Source organism: Micromonospora lupini str. Lupac 08, from assembly GCF_000297395.2.
In the GTDB taxonomy this organism is placed as follows: Bacteria; Actinomycetota; Actinomycetes; order Mycobacteriales; family Micromonosporaceae; genus Micromonospora; species Micromonospora lupini.
This window is the reverse complement of record NZ_HF570108.1, coordinates 4148571-4174415: the sequence shown is the minus strand read 5'-3', so window position 1 is coordinate 4174415 and position 25845 is coordinate 4148571. Positions and strand designations below refer to the sequence as shown.

Sequence of the window (25845 nt, the reverse complement as noted above, 5' to 3'; positions counted from 1 at the left end):
CGGCGGGATGAGCCGAGCTGCCAGCCCTCATCGGGCACCGCTGTGGCGGGACCGCGCCTTCGGCACGTACTGGATCGCGCAGTCGCTCTCCGCGGCCGGCGACGCGTTCGCCTACCTGGCGGTGCCACTGCTGGTGTTGCAGGCGACCGGGTCGGTGGCGCAGATGGGCCTGCTCACCGCCGTCGCGGGCGCGGCATCCGTGCTCGCCGGGGTCTTCGGCGGAGTGCTTGTCGACAGGTACGACCGCCGCACGCTGATGATCGTCGCGGACCTCGCCCGGCTGGTCCTCTACGCGCTGGTGCCGCTGGCCTGGCTCGCGGGCCCGCAGGTCTGGCTGCTCTTCGTCGTGCTGCCGATCTGCGAGGCGGCCGGCATGCTGTTCCAGGTCGCGGCGGTGACCGCGGTGCGCAACCTCGTCGACTCCGATCGGCTCACCGAGGCCAACGGTCGGCTCCAGGCGACGTTCGCCGCGGCCGCCGTTCTCGGGCCGCTGCTCGCCGGTGTGGTGTCGGCCCGCTTCGGCCCGTCGGTCGCCATCGCCGTCAACGCGGCGAGCTTCGCGCTCTCGGCGGCCGGCCTGCGGCTGATCCGGCTGCGCCCCGCCCAGGCCGCCGACGCCGCGCCGGTGACCCGGCAGCGTCCGGTGGCCGAGTTCCTGGCCGGGGCGCGGTTCCTGTGGCGACAGCCCGTGCTCCGCGCGCTGACCGTCCTGCTCTCGGTGTTCATCTTCCTGACCTACGGCTTCACCGACGTGCTGATCTACCGCGTCACGCACGACCTCGGCGGCACCGAGGGCACTGTCGGCACGGTGCTCGGCCTGGCGGCGCTGGGCACGGTCGCCGGGGCGCTGCTGGTGGCGCCGCTGCGTCGCCGGCGCGGCTTCGGCGCCACCTGGATCGGCGCGCACGCGGTCTGCGGGTTCGCGGTGGCGGGCGTCGGCCTGGTGACGTCCGTGCCCGCGGTCACCGCGCTCACCGCCGTGTACCTGTGCTGTCTCAGCATCGGCGGGATCTGCTCGATGTCGCTGCGTCAGCAGATCACCCCCGACCATCTGCTCGGCCGGGTCACCTCGGCGTTCTGGAGCACGCACTACGCCCTCGGGCCGGCCGGCGCCGTCATCCTGACCTGGACCGCCGCCCGGTACGGCGTGTCGGCCGTCGCGCTGGTGGCCGGAGCGGGCTGCCTGCTGGTCGCGGTCGGCGGGCTGTTCACCCCGATCCGCCGGGCCGGCGCGGAGCCGGCTCTCCGGCCGCCGGGACTCCAACCGGCCCCGGCCGGGGGCACCATCAGTGGCTGAGACGCTGTGGAGCTGATGTCGTCAACGAATCAGGCAGGCACGGTGATCGCCAAGCAGGCACGGTGATCGCCAGGCGGGCACGGTGATCGCCAGGCGGCGCGCTGATCGCCGGCGTCGTGCACGGTCGATTCGTTCTCGACATCAGCTCCAAAGGTCCCGAGTCGCACCACGGCATCCCACGGCGCATCCCGGCGAAGGTCTCTGTCGTCCCTGTCGAGCTGCCCCGGAAATGGGGCACCGCGCACGTTGGCGGACGGGCCGCCCCAGGAACGGGGCAGCTCGACAGGCGCTCGGCACTACCGGGGCTATTCGTCGTCGGTTCGGCAGCTTCGGCGGGAACGGCGGGCGGCGGTCAGAACTCCTGGTACATGACGTGCAGGCCGACGCGGCCGAGGGTGGGGTGGCGGAACGCGCCCGGCACGGTGCCGACCACCTCGAAGCCCTCCCGCCGGTACAGCTCGACCGCCGACCGGTTGACCTCCACCACGGCGTTGAACTGCATGCCGGCGTACCCCCGCCGCCGTGCCCAGGCCAGGGCGTCGCGACACAGCGCGGTGCCCACGCCCCGGCCCCGCGCATCGGCGGCGACCAGGAAACTGGCGGTGGACACGTGCGCGCCCGGGCCGGGCCGGTTGGTGCCCATCTTCGCGCTGCCGAGGACCCGGTCGCCGTCGACCGCGACGACGGTCCGCCCGGGCGGGGCCTCCACCCAGATGGTGTACGCCGCGTCCGCGGTCATCTCCGGGTCGTAGGGGAAGGTCTCCTCGGCCCGGACCACGTCCTCGATGATCGGCCACAGCTGCGACCAGTCCTGGTTGTCGAACTCACGGATCAGCACCGGCGCAGGCTACGTGGGGCGCTCCGGTGGGGACAGCGGATTTTGACTGTCGGGCTTTCCGACGGGGGCTGCATCCGGGCGGTGTGCCGGCCGCGAAGCATGTGTCGTGACGAGACGTCACGGATCCGTCGCTTCGACGAAAGGCCCGCTGATGAAGATCGCACGAATCGCCGCCCGGATGGCGGTGGGCGCCGTGGCCACCGCGCTGGCCACCACCGCCGTGGCCGTGCCGGCCGCCCAGGCGACCGGTAAGGCCAAGCCGCTCGGCACGACGTCGCTCGCCCAGGTGCTCACGAAGGACACGAGCGGTTTCGACCGCAACTCGCGGGACTTCGACGTGCTGACGGCGGCCGTGCTGGCGGTGCTCGAGGCCAAGCCGGACTCGCCGGTGAAGGTGCTCACGGACGGCAGCGTCGCACTGACCGCGTTCCTGCCCAACGACGCCGCGTTCCAGCAACTGGTGCGTGAGCTGACCCACGCCCGGAAACTGCCCGGTGAGAGCGCCGCGTTCGCGGCGGTCGCCGGACTGGGTATCGACACCGTGGAGACGGTGCTGCTCTACCACGTCGTGCCGGGTGCGACCGTCGACCGCAGGGCGGCTCTCAAGGCCGACGGCGCAGAGCTGACCACCGCTCTCGGCCCGACCGTCGGGGTCGACGTACGCACCTACTGGTACATCTTCCGCCAGGTGCGGCTGGTCGACGCCGACACCGACGACCGTGACGCACGCGTGGTCGCGTTCGACGTCAACAAGGGCAACCGGCAGATCGCGCACACCGTGGACCGGGTGCTGCGCCCGATCGACCTGCCCTGACCCATCCGGGTGGCGGCCGATCCCGCGTCGGTCGCCACCCGCACGGGGCGCGCTGTGGCGGTCAGTCCCGGCCCAGCGGGGTGCTTTCCTCGTCGAGCAGCGCGCCGGGCGGGCGTGCTGCCGCGGGGCCGAACCCGGTTACGAGGCGGCGTCGGCTCGCCGGGCGCGGGGCACCGTGTCGGCCGTCTCGCGCCGCTGGGCCGGCACCGGGCCGGCAGTGTCCCGGCGGATCAGCTCGGCGGGGAGCACCTCGACCCGGGGCGCCGGCGTCCCGGCGCCCAGCACCAGAGACATCGCCCGGACTCCCATGTCGACGAGCGGCAGCCGCACGGTGGTCAGCGCGGGTGTCACGTCCCGGGCGATCGGCATGTCGTCGAAGCCAACCACGGAGACCTGCTGCGGCACCGCCAGCGAGCGGGCCCGCAGGGTGGCGAGGGCGCCGATGGCCATCGAGTCGTTGAGGGCCACGATCGCGGTCAGCCCGGGGTCGGCGTCGAGCAGCCGGGCGGTGGCCTCGGCGCCGCCGTCACGGTCGAACTCGGCGTACCGGATGCGGCGTTCGGGCAGCTCGCGGCCCTGCTCGGTGAGGGCCTGTCGGAGCCCGGCCAGCCGATCGGTGGTGGTGGTGAGGATGCGGGGGCCCGCGACCACGCCTATCGCCCGGTGGCCCAGCTCGCACAGTTCGCGGCCGGCGAGGTGACCGCCGGCCCGGTTGTCCGGCATGACGGCGTCGCCGGAGTGCTCATGGCGACCGATGACCGCGACCCGCCCGCCGGTGGCCTCGTACGCGGCGAGCTTCTCGTTGAGCTGCCGCGTGAACGCGTCGTCGTGGTAGCCGGAGCCGGCCAGGATCAGCGCCGCCACCTGGTGGCCGCGCAGCAGCTCCACATACTCCAGTTCGCGGTCCGGGTCGCGGTAGCTGTTGCAGATCATCAGCAGCCGGCCCTGGTCCGTGGCGACCCGTTGCAGCCCTCGGGTGATCTCGGCGAAGTACGGGTCGGAGACGTCGTGCACGATCACGCCGACCGCGCTGCGGTGCGAGCGGGCCAGCAGTTGGGCGTGCGCGTTCGGCACGTACTGCAACTCGGCGACGGCGGCGAGCACCCGCTCGCGCAACTCGTCGGTGACCGGTTTGCTGCTGCCGTTGATGACGCGGGAGGCGGTGGCGGGTGAGACGCCCGCGCGCCGCGCCACGTCGGACAGGGTCGCCATGGCCCGCCCCCTCGGTCTGTTGACGGCGTTTCGCCGCGCCGGCTAGCGTCACCGTACCGCAGAGAAAGCCCTTTCCCGCAGGGAGGCCCGGCCATGTCCGAACGCTTCGCGGCGCTTCCCGGAGGGATCGGCGTCTCCCGGCTGCGCGTCTACGACACCGTCGCACCGGACGGTGTGGTCGGTGGCACTCCGCACGTGCACCTGTGCTGCACCGAGGGGTACGTGGTGACCGACGGCGAGGGCGCGGTGCAGACCCTGACCACGGCCGGCTTCCGGGAGACGCCGCTGCGCCCGGGTGTGGTGGTCTGGTTCGAGCCGGGCACCGTGCACCGCCTGGTGAACACCGGCGGGCTGAGCATCGTGGTGCTCATGCAGAACAGCGGCCTGCCCGAAGCCGGCGACGCGGTGCTGACCTTCCCACCCGAGGTGCTGGCCGACCCCGCGGCGTACGACGCGGCGGCGGCGCTGCCCGACGGGGGAGCGCCGGGCGCGGACGTGTGCGCCGCGTACCGCCGCAGGGATCTGGCGGTGACCGGCTTCTCGGCGCTGCGGTCCGGCGGGCCGGCGGCGCTGGCCGCGTTCCACGCCGCGGCGGTCGCGCTGCGCCAGCCGAAGCTGGCGCGGTGGCGGCAGCGGTGGGAGTCCGGCGCCGGCCGTGCCGCCGCCGACACCGCCGGGCAGCTCGACGCCCTGGAGCGCGGGGATCCGGGGCACCTGGGCGACGCCGGGGTGTACGCGGTGGCCGAGCCGGTCGAGCGGGGCCGGCTCGGCATGTGCGGTCTCCTCGACACCTACCCGGCGGGTGGCTGACGGCGCGCAGCGCGCGGCCGGTCCAGGTTGGACCGCGGCGAATAGATCGAGGAAAGGCCTTGCCCGACATGCGGGAAGCCACCTACGCTCCCAGGAAAGCGTTTGCCTGATCCGCCGACCGGCCCGCTCCACGAGTGTGTGCCGGGCCCCGAGGAGGTTCCGCGTGACCGAGAACTCTCTGGACACGGCGGGCCGGAGGGCCGCCGTCGACAAGGCGAGCGGCGAGGGGGCAGCCGCTCCAACGCTCGCTTCCGAGGGCGCGCCGGGAGCCGTCGACGACGCGCATTCGTCCAGAGTGGCGTCACCGCCACCCGGCGGCCGTCCACCACGCCCGACGCTCGGTCGGCGCGCGGCGGCTCTCGCCGACTCGCTGTGGCGGCCGGCGCTGGTGCTTGTCGCCTTCTTCGTCGCCTGGTGGTTCGTCGCCGCCCGGGAGTACGTGCCGAACTACCTGGTGCCCACGCCCGGTCAGGTCTGGACCACGATGACCAACCAGTGGTCCGAGTTGGCCCGGCACACCATGGTCACCCTCTACGAGACGGTGCTCGGCTTCGTGCTGGCCGCCGCGCTGGGGCTGGCCACCGCGGTCGCCATCGCCTACTCGCGCACCCTGGACAAGGCGCTCTACCCGATCGTCCTGTTCGCACAGGTCATCCCGAAGATCGCCATCGCCCCACTGCTGGTGGTCTGGTTCGGTCTCGGCCTCACCCCGAAGATCATCCTGGCCGTGCTCATCGCGTTCTTCCCGGTGGTCATCTCCGGGGTGGCCGGCCTGCGCTCCACCGACCCGGAGCTGCTCGACCTCTCCGCCACCATGGGCGCCGGGCCGTGGCGTACCTTCCGCAAGATCCGCTTCCCCAATGCGTTGCCGCACCTCATGGCCGGCCTCAAGGTGGCCGTCACCCTCGCGGTGGTCGGCGCGGTGGTCGGCGAGTTCGTCGGCGCCAGCGAGGGGCTCGGCTACGTCCTGTTGCTGGCCAACGGCAACCTCGACTCCGCGCTGCTGTTCGCCGACCTGATCCTGATGTCCGCCATCGGCATCGTCCTGTTCGTGCTGGTCGAGATCGCCGAGGCACTGCTCATCCCGTGGCACGCCAGCCGCCGCGTCGGCGTGTCCCTCACCACCTCCTGACCGACCCCATCACGGAGGCACCGATGAAACGCACCGCCACCACCATCCTGGCCACCGTCGCCCTGCTCCTCGCCGCCACCGGCTGCGGCGCGGACGACTCCACGGGCAAGACCGGCGCCGACGGCAGCAAACAGGTCACCCTCACCCTCAACTGGGTGCCCTACGGCGAGCACGCCCCCTTCTACTACGGCCTGCAGAAGGGCTACTACTCCGCCGAGGGCATCGACCTGAAGATCCTGCCCGGCAACGGCTCCGGCAACACGGTCAAGCAGGTCGCCCAGAAGCAGACCGACTTCGGCTGGGCCGACAGCCCGGTGCTGCTCAAGTCCGTGGCCAGCGGGATGCCGGTGCGCAGCCTCGGCGCGTACCTGGAGAAGGGCCCCTCCTCGGTCGAGTTCTTCACCGAGAAGAACATCAAGACCCCGGCCGACCTGAAGGGCAAGACCGTCGGTGGCACCCCCGGCGACGCCCTCTACGCGACCTTCCCGGCCTGGCTGGAGAAGAACGGCGTCAACAAGAACGACGTCAAGGTGGTGAACGTGGACGCCGCCGGCAAGATCGCCGCCCTGGCCGAGGGCAGGGTCGACGCCATCATGGGCTTCTTCCACGACCAGGCCCCGACCATCGAGAGCAAGACCGGCAAGAAGGTCGACGTGCTGCTCTTCGCCGACTACGGCATGAACCTGCTCGGCACCGGCTTGATCGCCAACACGCAGACGCTGCAGAAGGACCCGGAGCTGGTCCGCAAGTTCGTCCGCGCGACCCAGAAGTCCTGGGCGGACGCCGCCCGCGACCCCGCCGGCGCGGTGAGCGCCATGGCCGCACTGGCCGAGAACGAGCCCGCCCCCGAGGTGCTCACCAAGCAGCTCACCCTCAACCTGCCGCTGCTCGGCGCCGACGGCCCGCCCGGGGTGAACACCGAGGCCCAGTGGTCCGAGACCATCGACCTGATGTCCCGCTACGCGGAGCTGAAGGACCCGGGGGCGCCCAACGCGTACTGGGACTCCTCGTACGCGGCGCAGGGGTGACCAGGTGAGCACCGCGCCGGCAGCCACCGGCACCGCCATCGGGATGTCCGGGGTGACCGTCCGGTTCACCACCCGGCGGTCGCAGACCACCGCCCTCGACGACGTGTCGCTCGACATCGAGCCGGGGGAGTTCGTCACCATCGTCGGCCCGTCCGGCTGCGGCAAGTCCACCCTCCTGAAGATCGTCGCCGGGCTGGTCACGCCGACGAGCGGCGAGGTGTCGCTGCTGCGACGCCCGGTACGCGGCCCGCAGAAGGAGATCGGCTTCGTCTTCCAGAAGGCCGCGCTGCTCGAGTGGCGCGGCGCGCGGGCCAACATCCTGCTCCAGGCCGAGATGCGCGGCATGGACCGGGCACGGGCGGCCCGCCGCGCCGACGAGCTGATCGAGATGACCGGCCTGACCGGCTTCGAGAAGGCTCTGCCGCACGAGCTGTCCGGCGGCATGCAGCAGCGGGTGGCGCTCTGCCGCGCGCTGCTGCACGCCCCGCCGGTGCTGCTCATGGACGAGCCGTTCGGCGCCCTGGACGCGCTGACCCGGGAGCAGATGAACGCCGAGCTGCACCGCATCTGGCGGGAGACCGGCACCACCGTGGTGCTCGTCACCCACTCCATCGCCGAGGCGGTCTTCCTCGGCACCCGGGTCGTGGTGATGAGTCCCCGGCCCGGCCGGATCATCCGCACCTTCCCGGTCGAGCTGCCGGCGCACCGCGACTACGCGCAGGTGATGTCGGACCCCCGCTTCGACCGGCTCGCCACCGAACTGCGCGGGTTGCTCGGCAGCGCGGCCGCCAACCACTGAACGCGGATCGGCACGACCAGCACGACGGAAGGAACACCATGACCCGCAGGTCCATCGGCATCATCGTCAACGGCGTGACCGGACGGATGGGCTACCGCCAGCACCTCGTCCGGTCCCTGCTGGCCATCCGCGAGTCCGGTGGTGTGCCATTGGCCGACGGCACGACCATCTGGCCGGAACCCGTCCTGGTCGGGCGCAACGAGACGAAGCTCCGCGAGCTCGCCGAACGACACGGCCTCACCGACTGGACCACCGACCTGACCTCGGCGCTGGCCCGCGACGACGTCGAGATCTACTTCGACGCCCTGGTCACGCAGCAGCGGGAGAAGGCGATCCGGCAGGCCATCGAGGCCGGCAAGCACATCTACACCGAGAAACCCCTCGCGGAGGACACCGCAGGCGCGCTCGACCTGGCCCGGGCCGCCGACGCCGCCGGGGTCCGCACCGGCGTCGTACAGGACAAGCTGTTCCTGCCCGGGCTGCGCAAGCTCAAGCGGCTCGTCGACGGTGGGTTCTTCGGCCGGATCCTCTCGGTGCGGGGCGAGTTCGGCTACTGGGTCTTCGAGGGCGACTGGCAGCCGGCCCAGCGCCCGTCGTGGAACTACCGCGCCGAGGACGGCGGTGGCATCACCTCCGACATGTTCCCGCACTGGCACTACGTGCTGGAGGAGCTGTTCGGCCGGGTCAACGCCGTCTCCTGCGTGACCGCCACCCACGTGCCCGAGCGGGTCGACGAGGACGGCCGCGCCTACGCGGCGACCGCCGACGACGCGGCGTACGCCATCTTCGAACTCGACGGCGGGGTCATCGCGCAGATCAACTCGTCCTGGGGCGTGCGGGTGTACCGCGACGAGCTGGTGGAATTCCAGGTCGACGGCACCGAGGGCAGCGCCGTCGCCGGGTTGCGCAACTGTCGGGTGCAGCATCGGGCGGTCACCCCGAAACCGGTGTGGAACCCGGACCTGCCGGCGACCGAGGACTTCCGCGCCCAGTGGGCCGAGGTGCCCGACAACGAGGAGTTCGACAACGGCTTCAAGGTGCAGTGGGAGGCGTTCCTCCGGCACGTCGTGGCCGGCGAGCCGTTCCAGTGGGACTTCCTGGCCGGCGCGCGCGGCGTACAGCTCGCCGAGCTGGGGCTGCGCGCGGCCCGCGAGGGCGTCCGCGTCCAGGTCCCGGAGCTGCAGCGGTGAGCGCGAGGAGTGAGCCGGGTTTGCGAGCCCCGCAGTCGCGAACGGAAGGTGGCTCAGCGGTGAGCGCGAGGAGTGAGCCGGGTTTGCGAGCCCCGCAGTCGCGAACGGAAGGTGGCTCGGGCATGAGCGCTGTCGACGTGGTGCTGCCGGGCGGGCGGCGACACCGGTTGGCCGGGGGGAGGGGGTTCGCCCGCCCGGCCGCCCCGGCGACCGGTCGGATCGCGTACGCCGCCGCGCACGTGGTCGCCGACCCGGGCGCGGAGAACGTGCCGGGCGCCCCGGCGGCGGTGGACTGGGACACCACCCTCGCGTTCCGGCGGCACCTGTGGTCGTACGGGCTGGGGGTAGCCGAGGCGATGGACACCGCGCAGCGGGGGATGGGCCTGGACTATCCGGCGACCCGGGAGCTGATCCGGCGCAGCGCCGCCGAGGCCCGCGCCGTGGGCGGCCGGATCGTCGCGGGTGTCGGCACCGACCAGCTGCCGGCCGGCCCGGCCACCCTGGCGGCGGTCACCGCCGCGTACCGCGAACAGCTCGACGACGTCCGCGCGGCCGGTGCCCGGCCGGTGTTGATGTGCAGCCGGCACCTGGCCGCCGCCGCCCGTGGCCCCGAGGACTACCTACGGGTGTACGACGAGCTGCTGAGCGCGGCCGGGGAGCCGGTGGTGCTGCACTGGCTCGGCCCGATGTTCGACCCGGCGCTGACCGGTTACTGGGGGTCGCCGGACCTGGATCTCGCTGCCGACACGGTCATCGAGCTGATCAAGGCGCACCAGTCCACGGTGGACGGGATCAAGGTGTCACTGCTCGATGCCGGCCGGGAGGTGGCGCTACGCCGTCGACTACCGGCGGGCGTACGCCTCTACACCGGCGACGACTTTCACTACCCGGAGCTGATCCGGGGCGACGAGGTGGGCCACTCGGACGCGCTGCTCGGGGTGTTCGCGGCCATCGCGCCGGCCGCCGCCGCCGCGCTGGCAGCCCTGGACCGGGGCGACCTGGCGGCGTACGACGAGATCTTCGCGCCGACCGTGCCGCTGGCCCGGCACCTGTTCGCGGCGCCGACCTGGCACTACAAGACGGGGATCGTGTTCCTGGCCTGGCTGGCCGGTCACCAGGACCACTTCACGATGGTCGGCGGCGCGCAGTCCGGGCGGTCTCCGGCGCACCTGGCGACCCTGCTCACCCTTGCCGACGCGGCCGGGCTGCTGCCCGACGCGGACCTGGCCGCCGCCCGCGCGCGGGCGTTCTTCACCGTCGCGGGCGTGGCGCAATGAGCCTCGCGCGCTTCTCGTTCAACCAGGCCACGGCTCAGCACTGGCCGCTGCCCGACGTGGTCACCGGCTGTGTGGCGGCCGGTGTGCCGGGCATCGGGCTGTGGCGGGAGCCGGTGGCCGGCTACGGGCTGGCCCGCTCGGCGAAACTGGTCCGCGACGCGGGCCTCGCCGTCACGTCCCTGTGCCGGGGCGGCTTCTTCTCGGCCGACGACTGGCGGGCGGAGAACCTGCGGGCCATCGAGGAGGCCGCCACGCTCGGCGCGCCCGAGCTGGTGCTGGTCTCCGGCGGTCTACCGCCCGGCAGTCGGGACGTCGACGGCGCCCGTCGTCGGGTCGCCGACGCGATAGGCGAGCTGGCGCCGCACGCGGCGGCGGCTGGCGTCCGGCTGGCCATCGAGCCGCTGCACCCGATGTTCGCCGCCGACCGGTGCGTGATCGCCACACTCGGCCAGGCGCTGGACATCGCCGAACGGTTCGACCCGACGGTGGTCGGCGTGGTCGTCGACGCGTACCACGTGTGGTGGGACGACACGGTGTACGCGCAGATCGCGCGTGCCGGCGCGCGGATCGCCGCGTTCCAGGTCTGCGACTGGGTGACCCCGCTGCCGGAGGGGGTGCTGCTCGGCCGGGCGTTGCCCGGTGAGGGGTGCATCGAGCTGCGCCGGCTGCGTGAGGCGGTCGACGCCGCCGGCTACGGCGGCCCGATCGAGGTGGAGGTCTTCTCCGCCGAGGTGTGGGCGCGGCCGGGCTCGCAGGTGCTGGACGCGGCGATCGCCGGCTACCTGCGCCACGTTGTCTGAGGACTCCCTCTCGTGAGGGAGAGGGCTCGTCTCCTGCGGGGAGGTGACCGGGTTCGACGACGCGGAGAGTGGGTCCCATGAGGACTTTCCGGTCATCGACCGCATCGATGTTGTTTGCTGGTGGTAACGACCGATGACGGGGCATGCCGTCCGGGCGGCACGGTTGTTCGACGGCGAGCGGCTCGTGGACGGCGGGGTGCTGGTCCTGCTGGACGGCTGCCGCATCACCGACGTGCGCAGGGGTTGGGCGCAGGCGCCGGAGGGTTGGCCGGTGCGCGAGCATCCGGACGGCACCCTGCTTCCCGGCTTGATCGACGCGCACGTGCACCTGTGCGCCGATGCCGGGCCGGACGCGCTCGGCCGGCTCGCCGAACGTCCGGATGCGGACCTCGACACGGTCGTGGAGGCGTCACTGCGCGCGCACCTGGCGGCCGGCGTCACCACCGTCCGTGACCTGGGCGACCGGCGTGGCGCCGTGCTGCGATGGCGGGCCCGGGAGGTGCGCGACGACCTCCCGACGGTGGTCGGGTCGGGCGCGCCGATCACCAGCGTCGGCGGGCACTGCTGGTGGTTGGGGGGCGAGGCGAGTGGCGTCGACGGGATCCGCGAGGCCGTGCGCCGTCAGGCGGCGGCCGGTGCCGACCTGCTGAAGGTCATGGCCAGCGGCGGAGTGTTCACCCCCGGCACCGATACCACCCGGCCGCAGTTCACCGACCAGGAACTGACCGCCGCGGTGACCCAGGCGCACGATTTCGGCCTGCCGGTGACCGCGCACGCCCACGCGCTCAGCGCCGTCGAGCAGGCGCTGCGCGTCGGTGTCGACGGCATCGAGCACTGCACGTGCGTGACCGCGACCGGCGCCCAGGTCCCGGAGGAACTCGCGGATCGACTGGCCACGTCCGGGGTGGCGGTCTGTGCCACGCTCGGCACCGACCCCGCCGTGATCACGCCACCGGAGGTGGTGGAGATGGCGGCGCGCGCCGGGCTCAGCGAGGCGGCGCTGCGTGCCGCCGCCGCCACCCTGCACCGGGCCGGGGTCCGCCTGGTCGCTGGTTCGGACGCGGGCCTCGGCCCCGCGAAGCCGCACGGGATCCTGCCGGAGACGCTCGTCGAGTACGTCGCGAGTGGCATCCCCGCCACCGCAGCCCTCGCCGCGGCGACCTCGGTCGGCGCCGAGGTGTGTGGCCTGGGGCGGAGCAAGGGCCGCGTCAGGGCCGGGTTCGACGCCGACCTGCTGGTCGTGCACGGCGACCCCACCAGCGACATGACGGTGTTGCGCCGACCGCTCGCGGTGTACGTCAATGGCGCGATCCCTGCGGGGACGCTGCCGGGGAACACGATCTAGTCGCGGGCTTCGGGAAGGCGGCTTCCGGCGGTAGGTTCGTTCGCGTGGATCTGCACGACATCGCCGCCCGGCTCGGGGTGCCCGTCGAGGACGTCGAGCGTGTGCACCGGCTCGCGGGGGACTCGCCGTCGGCTCCGCTGCCCGCCCGGGCCGACGCGCCCGCGCTCCTCGACCGGCTCGCGGTCCGCCCGGACGACGCCGACGAGATCATGGCCGGCTGGCCCGACCCCGACTCTCCGCTGTGGACTTCGGAGCTGCGCTGGCTCCTCGACCGCACTATCGCCCTGGTCCGTGCCGATCTCGGCGGCTACGTCTGGCTGCCGCCCGGCCCGGAGCTGCCGCGCGACAGGGGGCCGGCCTGGCGGCATCTCTACGTGTACGCGTACCTCGCCCTCGTCGACGTCGTCCGGGCGTACCACCGCGACCACGACGTCCCCGATGCGGTGTCCTGGGTGACCCTCGCGGACCTGGGTCGCAATCTCGCCATCGACCGGCGGATGCGCGGCGAGGGCTGGCCCGTCATGCAGAGCTGGTTGACGCTGCACGTGCGGGGTGCTGTCTACGAGTTGGGCCGGTTGCAGCACCACCGGGGCGACGGCGCCATCGGTCTGCACGTCCCCGACTCGGGGCCGCTGACCGCGGACGCGGTCTCGGCGTCGCTCGACGAGGCCCGCGCCTTCTTCGCGCGGCACTTCCCCGACGAGTCCTACACGGCGTTCTCCTGCGGCTCGTGGCTGCTCGACCCGCAGTTGCGGGAGTACCTGCCCGACGATTCCAACATCATCCGTTTCCAGCGACGGTTCGAGCTGGAGCCCTACGTGGAGTCGGACGGGCCGGACGCCGACGTCGAGGTGCGCCGGTTCGTGTTCCGCACCCTGAGCACACCGCTCGACCAACTGCCGCGCCGCACCGCCCTGCAACGGGCGATCGTCGACCACCTGGCGGCCGGCCGCCACTGGCAGTGGCGGCAGGGGCGCTTCTCGATCTGAGGGGCTGGTCCGGGAGCGGTCGGGCCTGCGGTCACCAGTCCGTGACACCCCACCGGAAAGCCCGATGGCCAGGGCGTTCCGGCTGCTGCCGTGGATCCTGCTGGTGATCTACGTGGTGCTGCCCGCGATCGTCATCGCCGGTGTCGTCGCCGTGGTGCGGTTCCGGCCGTAGCGGGCGGGCCCGCTCCGAAAACATGATCTAGGCAAGCCCGACCCATCGTGATCTTATGTGCACCGGCGATCCGTAACACCGCGCAAACCCTCGATTAACCGTCGCGGGCTTAGGTGGGGGAGCGCTCCCATGAGCGGATCGCGAACGATGAGACAGCTCCACAAGGGAGCGATGGAGAGGAGTCTCGTGTCTTCACGCACGAGCGGGAACAGGCTGCGAAGACTGGCGCTACCGACGTTGGTCCTCGCGATGATCACCGGCACAACCGGTGCTGCGGGATCGGCGTCGGCGGCCCCGGGGGACCGGCCTGCCACCAGCGGTCCGGGTTACTTCTCGACCGGGTCGGACCGGCGCACCACCCTGACCGACGGTGCCGACCGACGCGCCGGCGACAACGAGACCAGCCCGAAGGCGGCCGTTGACGCGACCGGCTCCGGCATCTACATCGTCGAGCTGGCCGAGGCCCCGCTGACCACGTACGTCGGCGGGACGTCGGGGCTGGCGCGGACCCGCCCGACCCCGGGCGGCCGGCTGGACGTGACGACGGCGCCGTCGCAGGCGTACCGCCGGCACCTCGACACGCAGCGGGCCGCCGTCGCCTCCGCGGCCGGCGTCCAGGTCAAGGCGGCCTACACCGCGGCCTTCAACGGCTTCTCGGCGAAGCTGACCGCCCAGCAGGCGACCGCGCTGCGGGCGGACAAGCGCGTTCGCTCGGTCACCGCCGCACGCGCACTCGGCTCCCGGTCGGCGTCGCCGCTCGCGACCACCACCACCACGGCCGCCACCCCGACCGCCACCACCGCGGGTGGGCCGGTCGCGTCCACGACCGAGCGCACCACCAAGCCGGTCAAGCCCGGTCCCGCCACCGGCAAGGGCATGGTGATCGGCGTCCTGGACACCGGCATCTGGCCGGAGAGCGCGTCGTTCGCCAAGAAGATGCCCGCGCCCTCGACCTGGCACGGCACGTGCCAGACCGGCGTGGGCTTCGTGGCCGAGCACTGCAACGGCAAGATCGTCGGTGCCCGGTACTTCGCCGACACGTGGCTCGCCGACGGTGGCTCGGTGCCCGAGGGTGAGCTGCTGTCTCCCCGCGACATGGAGGGCCACGGCACGCACACCGCCTCCACGGCGGCCGGTCTGCCGGTCTCGGACGTCACGATCGACGGTAGGCGTTTCGACCCGATCTCCGGAGTCGCGCCGGACGCCCAGATCGCCGTCTACAAGGTGCTCTGGGCGGGGATGGGCTTCGACGCCGACATCATCGCCGGCATCGACGCCGCCGTCGCCGACGGCGTGCAGGTCCTGAACTTCTCGATCGGCTCGCAGCTCGGTGACTGGGAGGCGAACACCCCGATCGGCGTCGCCTTTCTCAACGCCACCCTGTCCGGGGTCTTCGTGGCGGCGTCGGCGGGAAACACCGGCATCGTAAGCGGCGCCATCAGCAACGCGGCGCCCTGGGTGACCACTGTCGGCGCGGCGGTGACGAACCTCGACGAGGCGACGCTCAAGCTGGGCGACGGCACGAAGCTGGTCGGCGGGTCGCTGGACGCGCTGCCCGGCGGCACCGCGCGGACGATGGTCTTCGGCGACCAGGCCGGATCGCCCGAGCTCGGCGCCGTCTACTGCGAACCGGGCAGCCTGGACCCTGCCAAGATCAAGGGCAAGGTGGTCGCCTGCGCGCTGTCCGACACGTTCGGCTCGGCCGCCGAGGTCAAGGACAAGGGCGGGGCGGCGATGGTGCTGTTCGACCCGGTCGGCAACTACCGCGTCAACTCCATCTACAACTTCCCCGTGGTGTACCTGCCGACCGAGAAGCAGGCCGGCGTGTTGTTCAACTACCTGATGCGGCACCCGACCGACGCGAAGGTGTCCCTGCGCTCCGGCGGTGACGGCTCCAGCGTTCCGGGCGTCCCCAGCGTCGCGGACTTCTCCTCCACCGGCCCGGACAAGGTGACCTACGGCGTCTTCAAGCCGGACCTGGTCGCCCCGGGGTCGGACATCATCGCCGCGGTGTCTCCGGCCGGCAACTTCGGTCGGCAGTACGACGCGTACTCGGGCACCTCGATGGCGTCGCCGTACGTGGCCGGCGCGGCAGCGGTCCTGCGTGCCGCACACCCGGACTGGACGCCGGGCCGGGTCGCCTCGGCGCTGCGGACCACCGCGACCGACACCGTCGGCACCAGCAGCCCCCTGGACCAGGGCAGCGGCTTCATCAACCTGGCCCGGGCCAGCGATCCGGGACTGGTCATCGAGCCGACGGCGGCGGAACTGGTCGCCTTCAGCCAGACGGCCCAGCCCGACGGCAAGGAACTCAACCTGCCGGCCATCTCGCTGCGCGAGTACGACGGCACCCGCCCGGTGACAGTCACCCGCACGCTCACCAACGTGGGTAAGGCGCGGGAGACCTACCGGTCGTCGGTGTCCGGCCTGCCCGGCATGAAGGCCACCGTCACGCCGGCGTCGGTGACGCTGGCGCCGGGGAAGTCCGCGACGGTGACCATCACGCTGCGCCGGGGCAGCGCCCCCTGGGACCGGTACGTGACCGGATCGATCACCTGGAAGGCCAAGGCGCACAGCGTCCGGATCCCGGTCGCCGCCCGCCCGTGGGGGATCAGCCCTCGGCCGTACGGTGACGACGGCGAGGAGTTCGGCCGGATGACCAGCGGCTCCTTCGGCATGATCCAGCCGGGCTTCACCGGGCCGCTCGCGGGTCGCAGCACCGGTTACACACCTGTGCAGCGCACGTCCTACTCGATGCCGGCAGGCGTCTACGGCGGCGTGTTCGACCCGAGCGCCTCCGGCGTGAAGAAGGTCGACTTCACCGTCCCGGCGAACACCGCGGGCATCGTCGTCGAGGCCAACACCGAGGACCCGAACACGAACCTCGACCTGTACCTGTACAAGGGGGACAAGCTGGTCTACAGCAGTGACAGGTACTGGACCAGCCTGGAGCAGGCGTACAAGTTCCTGCCCGAGCCGGGGCGCTACACGGCGTACGTGTTCGCTCAGGTGCCCGGTGGTCCGGTCGTCGACTTCGAGCTGCGGCACGCCATCATCGGTCGCAACGCCACATATTCGCCTGCCACGCTGACGCTGCCGTCCACGACGGAGCGCGGTCAGAGCGTCAACTTCACGTTGAAGCCGAACGGGCCGCTGGCCGAGGGCGACTTCTGGGCGTACACCGAGTGGAGCACCAACGGCACTGTCATTCCCGGCAATCTCGTCTCCACCCAGCAGAGTGCCTGGCAGTAGGTCGTGACGGAGCGGGGCGGTGCCGTCGGGCACCGCCCCGCATCCCGTCAGCGCTGCCAGGCGTCGATGGTCTTTACACCGTCTCGCACGGTCTGGTCCAGGACGGCGGGGTTGCCGCTGCTGCCCTCCCAGCCCTGGTCGTTGAACACGGTCACCGCGCCGTCGACACGTGCCACGGCGATCTGGGTGGACGTGGTGCCGCCGTTGCGGTCGCCGTTCAGGTCCGTCGCCGCCCGGGTGAGCGACACCAGCACCGCCTCGTCCCCGACGCCGGACAACGGCTTGCTCGCGACCTTGACCGGGTTGCCGCCCCGATCGTACGAGGGGCACGCCTCGACGGCGCTGCGCAGACGCCGCATGTAGTCGGCGGCGCCGGCACCCTCGAAGGTGAAGATCGTCTGATGGATCAACCCCTGGGGCGTGTTGCCGGCCGAATCACCGGGCTTCTGGTAAGTGACGGTCATCGCCGCGCTCGCGGTGACCTGTCGGCCTCCGGTGCCGAACTCGTTGCCGCACAGCTTCGGCAGGGCCTCCTCGACGGGCGTCGTCCGTCGGGGCGATTTCCTCAGCTCGGCCGGCAGCTCGACGAACGCCGACGTCGGAATGGTCGTCGGGGCGCTGGCGCTGGCGGACGGCGGGTCGGCCGGGCTCGTGCCGGCCGAGGCGGTCGTCGGCGCCGCGGCCGACGACACGGGATCGGACTCGTCCCCGCCCGACGTGCAGGCCGTGGTCAACGCGACAGTGCCGAGCAACGGCAGGATCAGCGCTCGGGCGGTTGGTGGCAGTGCGTGTCGGCTCATGTTCTCCCCCTCGTTACCCACGCAGTTCCCCGTCACGTGTCAGCGGAAACGATCAATGCCACCGGGCCGACCGATGTCGGCGCCGAGGGTTTGTCGGCGCATCGGTGAGCGCAGGATCGGCACCCACACCAGCGCGAGCGCGGCACAGGCGACCCAGGTGGCCGCGCGCGGACCGGCGTGAGCGCCGACGAACGCCGCCGTCGCCGCGCCCAGCGTGAGCGCGCCGCTGAACATCACGCGCAGGGTCCCGTTGACCCGTCCCAGAAGCCGTGGCGGTGTGACGTGCTGGCGGAACGACATCAGCACCACGCCGTCGAAGCCGACCTTGAAGATCACCATCGCCCACGCGAGCGCGGCGACAAGCCCGGGTATCGGCTGGCCGACGAGCGGCACCACGAGCGAGGCCGGGGCGACGGCCAGTCCGATCGCCAGGATCGAGCGGCCGCAGCCGAGGCGCCTCGACAACCGCTCACCAGACAGTGCCCGCGGATACGAGTCGGCCACCAGCCGTCAGCGCGGCTTGGATCCGCCGTGGTGCCTCGTCGTGCGGGACACAGATGTCGAAGTGGATGCGATTCCGGTCCGGACGTGGCTGATCCATCTGCTGAAACCACATCGCCGGACCCTGCCCGACCGGGTCGACGATCGGATCCGTGGGGCCGTCGGCGCCGGCCTCGTCGGTATAGCCCAGCACGGCCTTCCAGAACGGCCGGACCGCCGCGATGTCGAGCGCGTCGATGGCGATCTCCACGACCTGGACCGACCGGGGCGCTCCCGTACCAATCTCAGGCTCCGTTCGTAGCCCGACGGTCCGCAGGGCGGCGGAGAGCCGATGCGCGAGGTCGATGTCGCAAGCGGTGAGCGCCGCCTGATCCAACGACTGCAGGGTCAGGACGACCCGGTCCGGCCGGATGTCAACGCGGAGGTGCCCATCGGCGTCGCTACCGCACGCCGCCACCATGCGCGCCGCGACCTCGGTTGCCTGGACCAGTGAGCCGACCGGAACGGACGTACGCAACGCGCCCAGCAAGTACCGCCATCCCTGGTCGCTTGTCGCGTCCGAGGCCGCGCGCCGACTCAGTGGCCGTTCCATGGAGGCATCCTCACACGCGCCCGTAATGCCACGGCCGCCTGACTGCTCACACCCGGTGAACATTTCTGGGCAACGCCCTAGCATCGGTCATCGGAGACACGACGTTTCGCGGAGGGGGTCCGATGCGGCAGGCGCAGCGGCTGAAGAGTGTCCGGTACGACATCCGCGGCCCGGTGTTGCGCCGGGCGCAGGAGCTGGAGGCCGCCGGGCACCGGATCCTCAAGCTGAATCTGGGCAACCCGGCGCCGTGGGGGCTGGCCACGCCGGAGCCGATCGTCGCCGACGTCGTGCAGAACATCGTGGCCGCTCAGGGATACAGCGACGCGCGAGGCATCTACTCCGCCCGCGTCGCGGTGGCCCAGCACTACCAGACTCTCGGCGTGCCCGGCGTGCAGCCGGACGACGTACTGCTCGGCAACGGGGTCTCCGAGCTGATCGTGATGGTGCTCCAGGCGCTGCTGGACACCGACGACGAGGTGCTGGTGCCGAGCCCGGACTATCCGCTCTGGACCGGCGCGGTGAACCTGTGCAGTGGTCGCGCGGTGCACTACCGCTGTGACGAGAGCGCGGGCTGGGCGCCGGACCTGGAGCACCTGGCGTCCCGGATCACCGACCGCACCCGCGCGCTCGTGGTGATCAACCCGAACAACCCGACCGGCGCGGTATACTCCCGTGAGGTGCTGCTCGGCATGATCGAGCTTGCCCGCAAGCATGATCTGCTGATCTTCGCCGACGAGATCTACGACAAGATCGTGTACGACGGAGCAACGCACCACACGCTCGCCGCCCTCGCGCCGGACGTGCCGGTGGTCAGCATGGGCGGCCTGTCCAAGGCCTACCGGGCTGCGGGCTTCCGCTCCGGCTGGCTCGCCACCAGCGGCTTCAGCGGCAGCGACTCGGACTACCTGGATGGGCTGCAGCTGCTCGCCAACATGCGTGTCTGCCCGAACGTGCCGGCCCAGCACGCCATCCAGACCGCGCTCGGCGGCTACCAGAGCATCGAGGAGCTGACCCGCCCCGGAGGCCGCCTGCTGGAGCAACGCGACCACGCCTGGAAGTCCCTCGTCGACATCCCCGGCGTCGAGTGCGTCAAGCCGGCCGGCGCCCTCTACCTCTTCGCCCGTCTCGACCCCGAGGTGCACAAGATCCACGATGACGAGCGCCTGGTGATCGACCTCCTGGAACAGCAGCACCTCCTGATCTCCCACGGCACCGGCTTCAACCTCGACACACCAGACCACCTCCGCCTGGTCTTCCTCGCCGCCACGGACGTCCTTGACGACGCCGTCTCCCGGATCCGTACCTTCCTGGCCACCTACCGTCAGTAGCGCGGCGGCGCGGCACCCGGCATCACTCGGCTTCGACCTCGGTGCGGTAGACAGTCAAGCCGCGTCGCTGATAGTTGCGTAGTGCGTTCGGGTGGTCGAACGAGCAGGTGTGCAGCCAAACCCTGCGGACAGCCGGGGACTCCACTGCCGCACTGTCCCAGGCCTGGCGGATGGTGAGCGTCAGCGCATGGCCACCGAGACCCCTCCCGACATGTGCCGGCAGCAGCCCGAAAGCGGTGATCTCCACATCTCCGCCAGGCTGGGGCTCCACCGCGGCGATGCCCACGGTCTCGTCCCTCAGGGTGATGAACCAGTACTGGCGCAGCGGATGACACCGCAGCATCTCCCGCCACTCGTCGGTCGTGCGAGACGCACTCCGCCACCCGTACGGGGATCCGACCTGAGCAACGGTGGTACGCACGAGCGGCAGACCACCGTCCACGCGCCGGAGGAGAAGTTCCGGCACGACCTTGCCGGGTCGCAGGTCGTCGGCGTTGTTCATCTCCAGGTAGGTGACAACCTTTGCCATCCCGGCAGGCTACCCATCGTTTCGAGCAGGCCCAACACGAGCAGTTCCATGGCTCGGCGACCTCGGCCGTCCTACTCGGTTCGCCGACCCGGAGCGCGCGAGCCGTACGCCGGGCCGAACACCACCAGCAGCGCCAGGTCCTCGGTCACCTCGACGAACCGGTGCTCCTCGCCGGCCGGTACGAAGATCACCGAACCGGGCCCCACCTCGGCCCCGCCGTCCGGGGTCACGATCCGGGCCCGTCCCGCGGTGACCACGTAGATCTCATCCTCGGTGTGCGGGCTCTGATCGTCGAGACCGCCCGCCGGGATGCAGTACGTCCCCACCGACAGGTCCGGCGTTCTCAGCTGTTCGACCCAGTCGTTGGCGGCTCCGGCGGGCGCGGTCCACCGCCCCGCGCCTTCGATGATCAGCATGGCGAAAGCCTGGTGCGAACCACTGTCGACGACAGTGCGGCCAGTTCGGGCTGCGCGGGCAGAAACACGGTGGGAACCCCCAACGACTGGTTCATTGCGGCAAGCTGATACTCGGCCCGAAGGTCGGTCGTGTTCCGCACGCCGCGGACGATTACTCCGATGTCATGGTGACGGCAGTAGGTGGAGGTCAACCCACTCCATGCCGCAACAGTGACGGAGGTCCAGTCGGCAGGCAGAATTGCCCGGACCGCGACTGCTCGATCCTCTTCGCCGAGTCCCGGATGTTTGGAGCTGTTGACGGCGACGAGCACGACCACTTCGTCGAAGATCCTGCGTGCTCGGTTCACCACGTTCGCATGCCCAGGAGTGAAGGGATCGAAGCTGCCGGGGTAGACGGCACGTATGCGGGTGCGACCGTCAGTCACGGCGCAGTACCCGCTGCGCATCGCGGATGACCTGCTCACCGGCCAGTGGTGCCCAGGAGGCGAACAGTTCGCGGAAGTAGGCGCCGTGCCGGGTCGCCACGGCCGGATCCTGCTCGATGACGTCCAGTTCGTTGACGATGCTCAGGTCCACGAGAGACCGAAGCTGAGCCGTGTTCGGCGTTCGCACCTGATCTGTGAATCGGTCGAACACCTGGCCGGTCCTGGCCAGCTCCCGCCAGCTACGCCGACGGTCGCAGGCGCCGTACAGATAGACCAGTTCCTCGGCATCGGCGCCAATCAGATCCCGCAACACTGCACGATCGGCCGGATCAAGCAGAGCGAGATCGAAACCGTCGGTGCCGTAGGCGGCGTGGGTGAGGCCCGCCGCCTGCACGTCACTGTCGCAGCCGAGCAGGGCAAGTCGTTCGCTGACACGACACAGGTGGGCGTACAGGTTCCCGCCGGGATGCGCGATCTCCTCCGCGCCCTGCCGGCGGAGCCAGGCCCGCACGCCTTCGTCGGTGCTCATGGCCCGACTGTAGGGATTGGCTGTCGGTCTCGTTGGCCCTCAGTGTGGGCGCTATGTCACAGCACTGGGCTTCGTCCGGCGGTTCGCTCAGGTATCTGCAATCTTGGACACTTTCCGTCAGCCGATGACGGAAAGTGTCCAAGATTGAGGCTGCCAGCTTGGTGGCGGGCGGTTGGGACCCCGCCCGCCACCGATCCGCGGTCAGGTGACCGTGACGGTCAGGTTGAGCGAGCGGGTCTCTCCGCTGGTGTAGGTGGTCGTCACCCGGGCGGTGAAGGTCCCCTTGCGCGCGTAGCTGTGACTCGTCGACCGCAGCGTCGCTCCGTGCGTGACGGCGCTGTTGTCGCCGAAGTCCCACGCGTAGTCGGTGATGCTCTGCCCGGCGGGTGCCGTCGCGGTGGCCGTCAGCGTGGTGGTCAGCGGCGCGGCGCCACTGGCCGGGTTGGCCGCCAGCGACAGCGTCCCGCCCGGTTCCTGCTTGACGCCGGCGCCGTTGAACCGCAGCCAGTCCAGTGAGAGCAGGTCCGGGGTGCCGCCGACCTGGGCGGCGTTGACGAACCGGGCGTACAGGACTGTCGTGCCGGCGGGTTTGTTGGTAAGCGTGACGGTGGGCGAGACCAGGTTGTCCCACCCGCCGGTCGGGGTGATGGTGGCCGTGCCGATCAGGGTGCCGGTCGGTGAGCCGGTGCGCAGCTCGATGGCGCCGCCGAGCCCGCCGTTCGTGACCCCGAGCGTCACCGAGCCGACGTTGCGCAAATCCACCGGCCCGTACGATGCCCAGTCGTTGTGGTCGACGTCGCCGAGCCGCTTGCCGGCGCGGGCGGTGGCCCGGTCGTTCACGGTGAGGCCGGACTGGGCGCTGAAGTGCTCGGCCTCCTTGCTCTTGGGTTGCAGTTGCGCCCGGGTCGAGCCGGTCAGGGCCGGTACGCCGCCGGCCGCGCCGCCGTCGGTGTACTGCGCGGTGACGACCGTGTAGAGGTTCTGCCCCGGCCCGTGGCCGTCACCGGCGTCCGCCTCGGTGGCGAGGAGCCCCGAGCAGCCGGTGTAGACGTCCAGCGGGTGGGCGTGCGTGTCGTGGCCGAGCTGGGTCTGGACTGTCACCTTGGCGCAGTCGATGGTGGTGTCCTCCGGGTCGGTGACGGTCACCGTGTACGGGATCTTGTCGCCGAAGTCGAAGAACCCGCCGTCGGGCACGGTGATGGTCACCGTGGGCCGGGTGTTGCCGACCACCACGTCGGTGACGGCGCTGGCGGTCAGCCCGTTGCCGCTGTTGCGCACGGTCAGCCGGGCGGTGAACTTCCCGGCCGTCGCGTAGGTGTGGCTCGGGTTGGCCGCGGTGGAGTCGGTGGTGCCGTCGTTGGTGAAGTCCCAGGCGTAGCTGAGTGCCGAGCCGTCCCCGGCCGCCGTGCCGGCCGAGGAGAACGACACCGCCAGCGGCGTACGCCCGCTGTCCGGGGTGGTGGCGACCTTCGCGGTCGGCGGCCGGCCGTTGGCCACGTAGTCGATGCGGTAGATGCCGGCGCCGGCGTTGCTGCCGCCGCGACCGCTGCCGGTGCCCTCACCGAAGTCGATGACGTAGAGCGAGCCGTCCGGGCCGAACTCCGCCTCGAAGGGTTGGATCCAGCTCATGGTGTCGAAGATTCCGTTGATCGACTGGAGGTCGCCCACGGCGGTCGGACCGAAGCGCGAGTTGGTGAAGGTCTGCGCGGTCTTGTGGATCGAGAGTGTCTTGAACCATTTGCGGGTGAACTCGTACGTGATCCACTTGCCGTCGAAGTACTCCGGGAACTTCGTGGTGCGTGTGTTGGCCGGGTCGTAGTCGTACACCGGCCCGCTCATCGGGCCGCCACCCCCGGTGCCCACCTCCGGGAACTGGGCGGAGGCGGAGTACGCGTACCAGACCAGCGCCGACTTCGCCGCCGGCAGGGTGGTCAGGCCGGTGTTGTTGGGGGAGTTGTTCGTCGGCGCCGCGCAGGTGAACTTCGCCCCGGACGTGCTGGTGGCGAAGTTGTAGTCGGTGAACGGGATGTTGTTGCCCACGCAGTACGGCCAACCGTAGTTGCCGGCGGCGGTGATCCGGTTGAACTCGACAGTCCCCTCCGGACCTCGGTTGGGGTCGGCCGCGCGGGCGTCCGGGCCGTAGTCACCGACCAGCACGGCGTTCGTCTGCGGCTCGATGGTGATCCGGAACGGGTTGCGCATGCCCATCGCGTAGATCTCCGGCCGGGTCTTCGCGGTGCCGGCGGGGAAGAGGTTGCCGCTCGGCACGGTGTACGTACCGTCGGCCTGCGGGGTGATCCGCAGGATCTTGCCGCGCAGGTCGTTGGTGTTGCCGGCGGTGCCCTGCGCGTCCCACGCGGCCCGCCCGGCATGCTCGTCGATGGGGGTATAGCCGCTGGAGGCGAACGGGTCGGTGTTGTCCCCGATCGCGGCGTACAGGCGCCCGGCCGCGTCCATGGCCAGCGAGCCGCCCATGTGCGAGTTGGCCCGACCCACACCGCGGTACGTCGGAACGGTCAGCAGCCGCTTCTCCGAGGAGAGTGCGACGCTGTTGTTGGCGACCGTGAACCGGGAGAGGTTGAGCTGTTTGAGGGTCTTGTCCGACCAGAGCAGGTAGACCCAGCCGTTGCTGGCGAAGTTGCGGTCCAGGGTCATCCCGAGCAGCCCGTCGGACTGGTCGGTCATCGCCGAGGTGTAGGCGAGGTCCAGCAGTGTGGTGACCTGGAGCGTGTCGGAGTCGACCACCTTCAGCGCGCCGGTGCGCTGGATGTAGTAGACCTTCCGGTCCGGGGCGACTGCCAGTTCGAAGGGGTCGGCCAGGTTCTCGGTGACCAGACCCACCCGTTCGAAGTTCCCGGTCTCGGTGGCGGAGCAGTCGCCGGCGACCGCGCCGGCGGCCCACTCGATGCCGTAGCGCAGATGCTCCAGGAACGCCGGCTCGCTGAACCGGGAGCTGGCGTGCCCGCCGGCGGTGAACCAGGACCGGCCGCCGTCGTAGCGCTGGCACCAGGAGTACGCGTGGTCGACGCCCTCGTCCATCCCGCTGATCCCGTCGCGCACCTTGATCTGCGCGAGGGTGTGCACGTTGCCGGTCGGGTTGGTCCGCCAGTTGTACCACTCCTCGCTCTGCTCCCACAGCTCCGGGAGGTTGCGGGTGGAGGGGTGGGCGCGGTCGAGGACCTTGACCCGACCCGGGTACGTGCCGCCGGTGGCCGAGAAGTCGGGGTGGTAGTCGAAGATGGTGCCGACCAGGCCCTCGTACCACGGCCAGTCGCGTTCGCTTGCCGAGGCGGCGTGCAGGCCGGCCCACCCGCCGCCGATGCGGATGAACGTCTGCAACGCCGCGCGCTGACTGGCGTTGAGCAGGTCCCCCGAGGCGGGCGTGGAGTTGGTGTTGTTGAAGACCAGGGCGTCGAAGGTGGCGAGGTTGGCGTCGGTGAACGCGGCCGCGTCGGTGGTGGCGACGACCTCGAAGTTGTGGGTGGCGCCGAGCTGCTGGATCGCGGCGACGCCGGCCGGGATCGAGTCGTGGTAGAAGTTGGTGATCTTGGAGAAGACCAGCACCCGGAAGCGGGGTGCGGCCTCGGCGGGCAGGGCGGTGGTGGTGCTCAGCACGGTGGCGACGGTGAGCAGGATGAGGCAGAACGCGCGCAGGTGTTTGGGCATGGGGGCGCTCCCTGTCGGACGGTGAGGGTCGGAAAGCGCTTTCTCGCTGCCCGCATCACGCTACTGAGACCCAACGATGACCGTCAATAGCCCTCTGGTAAGCG

General features: G+C 71.2%; 23 protein-coding genes and 1 pseudogene. 13 read left to right on the top strand and 11 right to left on the bottom strand.

What is annotated here, in order from left to right; translation table 11 throughout:
* Positions 1-7 precede the first annotated feature (7 nt).
* The gene (locus MILUP08_RS20295) at positions 8-1297 is read left to right on the top strand and encodes an MFS transporter (protein WP_007461019.1); all 1290 of its coding nucleotides are present in this window, start codon (positions 8-10) and stop codon (positions 1295-1297) included.
* A gap of 352 nt (positions 1298-1649) precedes the next feature.
* On the opposite strand, the gene MILUP08_RS20290 is transcribed toward MILUP08_RS20295, so the two are convergent.
* The gene (locus tag MILUP08_RS20290) at positions 1650-2135 is read right to left on the bottom strand and encodes a GNAT family N-acetyltransferase (protein WP_007461017.1); all 486 of its coding nucleotides are present in this window, start codon (positions 2133-2135) and stop codon (positions 1650-1652) included.
* Between the two features lie 151 nt (positions 2136-2286).
* Here MILUP08_RS20290 and MILUP08_RS20285 point away from each other — a divergent pair, with 151 nt between their 5' ends.
* Positions 2287-2949: a fasciclin domain-containing protein gene (locus tag MILUP08_RS20285; protein WP_007461015.1), complete on the top strand. Its 663-nt coding sequence runs from the start codon at positions 2287-2289 to the stop codon at positions 2947-2949.
* 138 nt (positions 2950-3087) lie between these two features.
* On the opposite strand, the gene MILUP08_RS20280 is transcribed toward MILUP08_RS20285, so the two are convergent.
* Entirely contained in the window at positions 3088-4161 is a 1074-nt protein-coding gene (locus MILUP08_RS20280; protein ID WP_007461014.1) for a LacI family DNA-binding transcriptional regulator, read from the bottom strand.
* 93 nt (positions 4162-4254) lie between these two features.
* Here MILUP08_RS20280 and MILUP08_RS20275 point away from each other — a divergent pair, with 93 nt between their 5' ends.
* The 10 genes from MILUP08_RS20275 (at position 4255) to MILUP08_RS37160 (ending at position 16955) form a co-directional block, all read left to right on the top strand.
* The gene (locus MILUP08_RS20275) at positions 4255-4971 is read left to right on the top strand and encodes a cupin domain-containing protein (protein ID WP_007461013.1); all 717 of its coding nucleotides are present in this window, start codon (positions 4255-4257) and stop codon (positions 4969-4971) included.
* 163 nt (positions 4972-5134) lie between these two features.
* Positions 5135-6103, top strand: a complete 969-nt coding sequence (locus tag MILUP08_RS20270; RefSeq protein ID WP_007461012.1) for an ABC transporter permease — start codon at positions 5135-5137, stop codon at positions 6101-6103.
* Between the two features lie 23 nt (positions 6104-6126).
* Positions 6127-7131, top strand: coding sequence for an ABC transporter substrate-binding protein (locus MILUP08_RS20265; protein ID WP_007461011.1), 1005 nt, complete (start codon positions 6127-6129; stop codon positions 7129-7131).
* Positions 7132-7174: 43 nt separating this feature from the next.
* On the top strand, positions 7175-7930 hold the full coding sequence (locus MILUP08_RS20260; protein ID WP_051066006.1) for an ABC transporter ATP-binding protein: 756 nt from the start codon (positions 7175-7177) through the stop codon (positions 7928-7930).
* A 38-nt stretch (positions 7931-7968) separates the two neighbouring features.
* Positions 7969-9120: a Gfo/Idh/MocA family protein gene (locus tag MILUP08_RS20255; RefSeq protein WP_007461009.1), complete on the top strand. Its 1152-nt coding sequence runs from the start codon at positions 7969-7971 to the stop codon at positions 9118-9120.
* A gap of 122 nt (positions 9121-9242) precedes the next feature.
* Positions 9243-10397 (top strand): dihydrodipicolinate synthase family protein, encoded by a 1155-nt coding sequence (locus tag MILUP08_RS20250; RefSeq protein WP_007461008.1) that lies wholly within the window; start codon positions 9243-9245, stop codon positions 10395-10397.
* The gene (locus MILUP08_RS20245) at positions 10394-11197 is read left to right on the top strand and encodes a sugar phosphate isomerase/epimerase family protein (protein WP_007461006.1); all 804 of its coding nucleotides are present in this window, start codon (positions 10394-10396) and stop codon (positions 11195-11197) included. The genes MILUP08_RS20250 and MILUP08_RS20245 overlap by 4 nt, the downstream gene beginning before the upstream one ends.
* A 133-nt stretch (positions 11198-11330) precedes the next feature.
* Positions 11331-12542: an amidohydrolase family protein gene (locus MILUP08_RS20240; protein ID WP_007461004.1), complete on the top strand. Its 1212-nt coding sequence runs from the start codon at positions 11331-11333 to the stop codon at positions 12540-12542.
* 44 nt (positions 12543-12586) lie between these two features.
* Positions 12587-13531 carry an acyltransferase domain-containing protein gene (locus tag MILUP08_RS20235; protein ID WP_007461003.1) on the top strand — a complete coding sequence of 315 codons (945 nt, stop codon included), beginning with the start codon at positions 12587-12589 and terminating at the stop codon, positions 13529-13531.
* A gap of 421 nt (positions 13532-13952) precedes the next feature.
* Positions 13953-16955 (top strand): S8 family serine peptidase, encoded by a 3003-nt coding sequence (locus MILUP08_RS37160; protein ID WP_193376578.1) that lies wholly within the window; start codon positions 13953-13955, stop codon positions 16953-16955.
* A gap of 47 nt (positions 16956-17002) precedes the next feature.
* Here the strand turns inward: MILUP08_RS37160 and MILUP08_RS20225 are convergent, their stop codons facing one another.
* The 4 genes and pseudogenes from MILUP08_RS20225 to MILUP08_RS36790 all read right to left on the bottom strand — a co-directional run.
* Positions 17003-17755 carry a hypothetical protein gene (locus tag MILUP08_RS20225; protein WP_051065761.1) on the bottom strand — a complete coding sequence of 251 codons (753 nt, stop codon included), beginning with the start codon at positions 17753-17755 and terminating at the stop codon, positions 17003-17005.
* Positions 17756-17794: 39 nt separating this feature from the next.
* Positions 17795-18148: an MFS transporter gene (locus MILUP08_RS20220; protein ID WP_237747140.1), complete on the bottom strand. Its 354-nt coding sequence runs from the start codon at positions 18146-18148 to the stop codon at positions 17795-17797.
* Between the two features lie 76 nt (positions 18149-18224).
* Complete coding sequence (locus tag MILUP08_RS36795) at positions 18225-18506, bottom strand: VOC family protein (RefSeq protein ID WP_237747270.1); 282 nt, start codon at positions 18504-18506, stop codon at positions 18225-18227.
* A gap of 132 nt (positions 18507-18638) precedes the next feature.
* Positions 18639-18848, bottom strand: a pseudogene (locus tag MILUP08_RS36790) (VOC family protein); the annotation flags it as partial.
* Positions 18849-18970: 122 nt separating this feature from the next.
* On the opposite strand from MILUP08_RS36790, the gene MILUP08_RS20210 reads away from it, so the two are divergent.
* Positions 18971-20176, top strand: coding sequence for a pyridoxal phosphate-dependent aminotransferase (locus MILUP08_RS20210; RefSeq protein ID WP_007460994.1), 1206 nt, complete (start codon positions 18971-18973; stop codon positions 20174-20176).
* 22 nt (positions 20177-20198) lie between these two features.
* Here MILUP08_RS20210 and MILUP08_RS20205 read toward each other — a convergent pair whose 3' ends face one another.
* From MILUP08_RS20205 to MILUP08_RS20190, 5 genes are all read right to left on the bottom strand, one after another.
* The gene (locus MILUP08_RS20205) at positions 20199-20705 is read right to left on the bottom strand and encodes a GNAT family N-acetyltransferase (RefSeq protein WP_007460992.1); all 507 of its coding nucleotides are present in this window, start codon (positions 20703-20705) and stop codon (positions 20199-20201) included.
* Positions 20706-20776: 71 nt separating this feature from the next.
* The gene (locus MILUP08_RS20200) at positions 20777-21121 is read right to left on the bottom strand and encodes a cupin domain-containing protein (protein ID WP_007460990.1); all 345 of its coding nucleotides are present in this window, start codon (positions 21119-21121) and stop codon (positions 20777-20779) included.
* Positions 21115-21546, bottom strand: a complete 432-nt coding sequence (gene coaD, locus MILUP08_RS34730; protein ID WP_237747138.1) for a pantetheine-phosphate adenylyltransferase — start codon at positions 21544-21546, stop codon at positions 21115-21117. Before coaD ends, MILUP08_RS20200 begins: the two co-directional genes overlap by 7 nt.
* A complete protein-coding gene (locus MILUP08_RS20195) occupies positions 21539-22075 on the bottom strand; it encodes a DUF6817 domain-containing protein (protein ID WP_007460986.1) in 537 nt (178 codons plus the stop codon). The genes coaD and MILUP08_RS20195 overlap by 8 nt, the downstream gene beginning before the upstream one ends.
* A gap of 201 nt (positions 22076-22276) precedes the next feature.
* The gene (locus MILUP08_RS20190) at positions 22277-25741 is read right to left on the bottom strand and encodes a ThuA domain-containing protein (RefSeq protein WP_007460985.1); all 3465 of its coding nucleotides are present in this window, start codon (positions 25739-25741) and stop codon (positions 22277-22279) included.
* Positions 25742-25845: the final 104 nt, after the last annotated feature.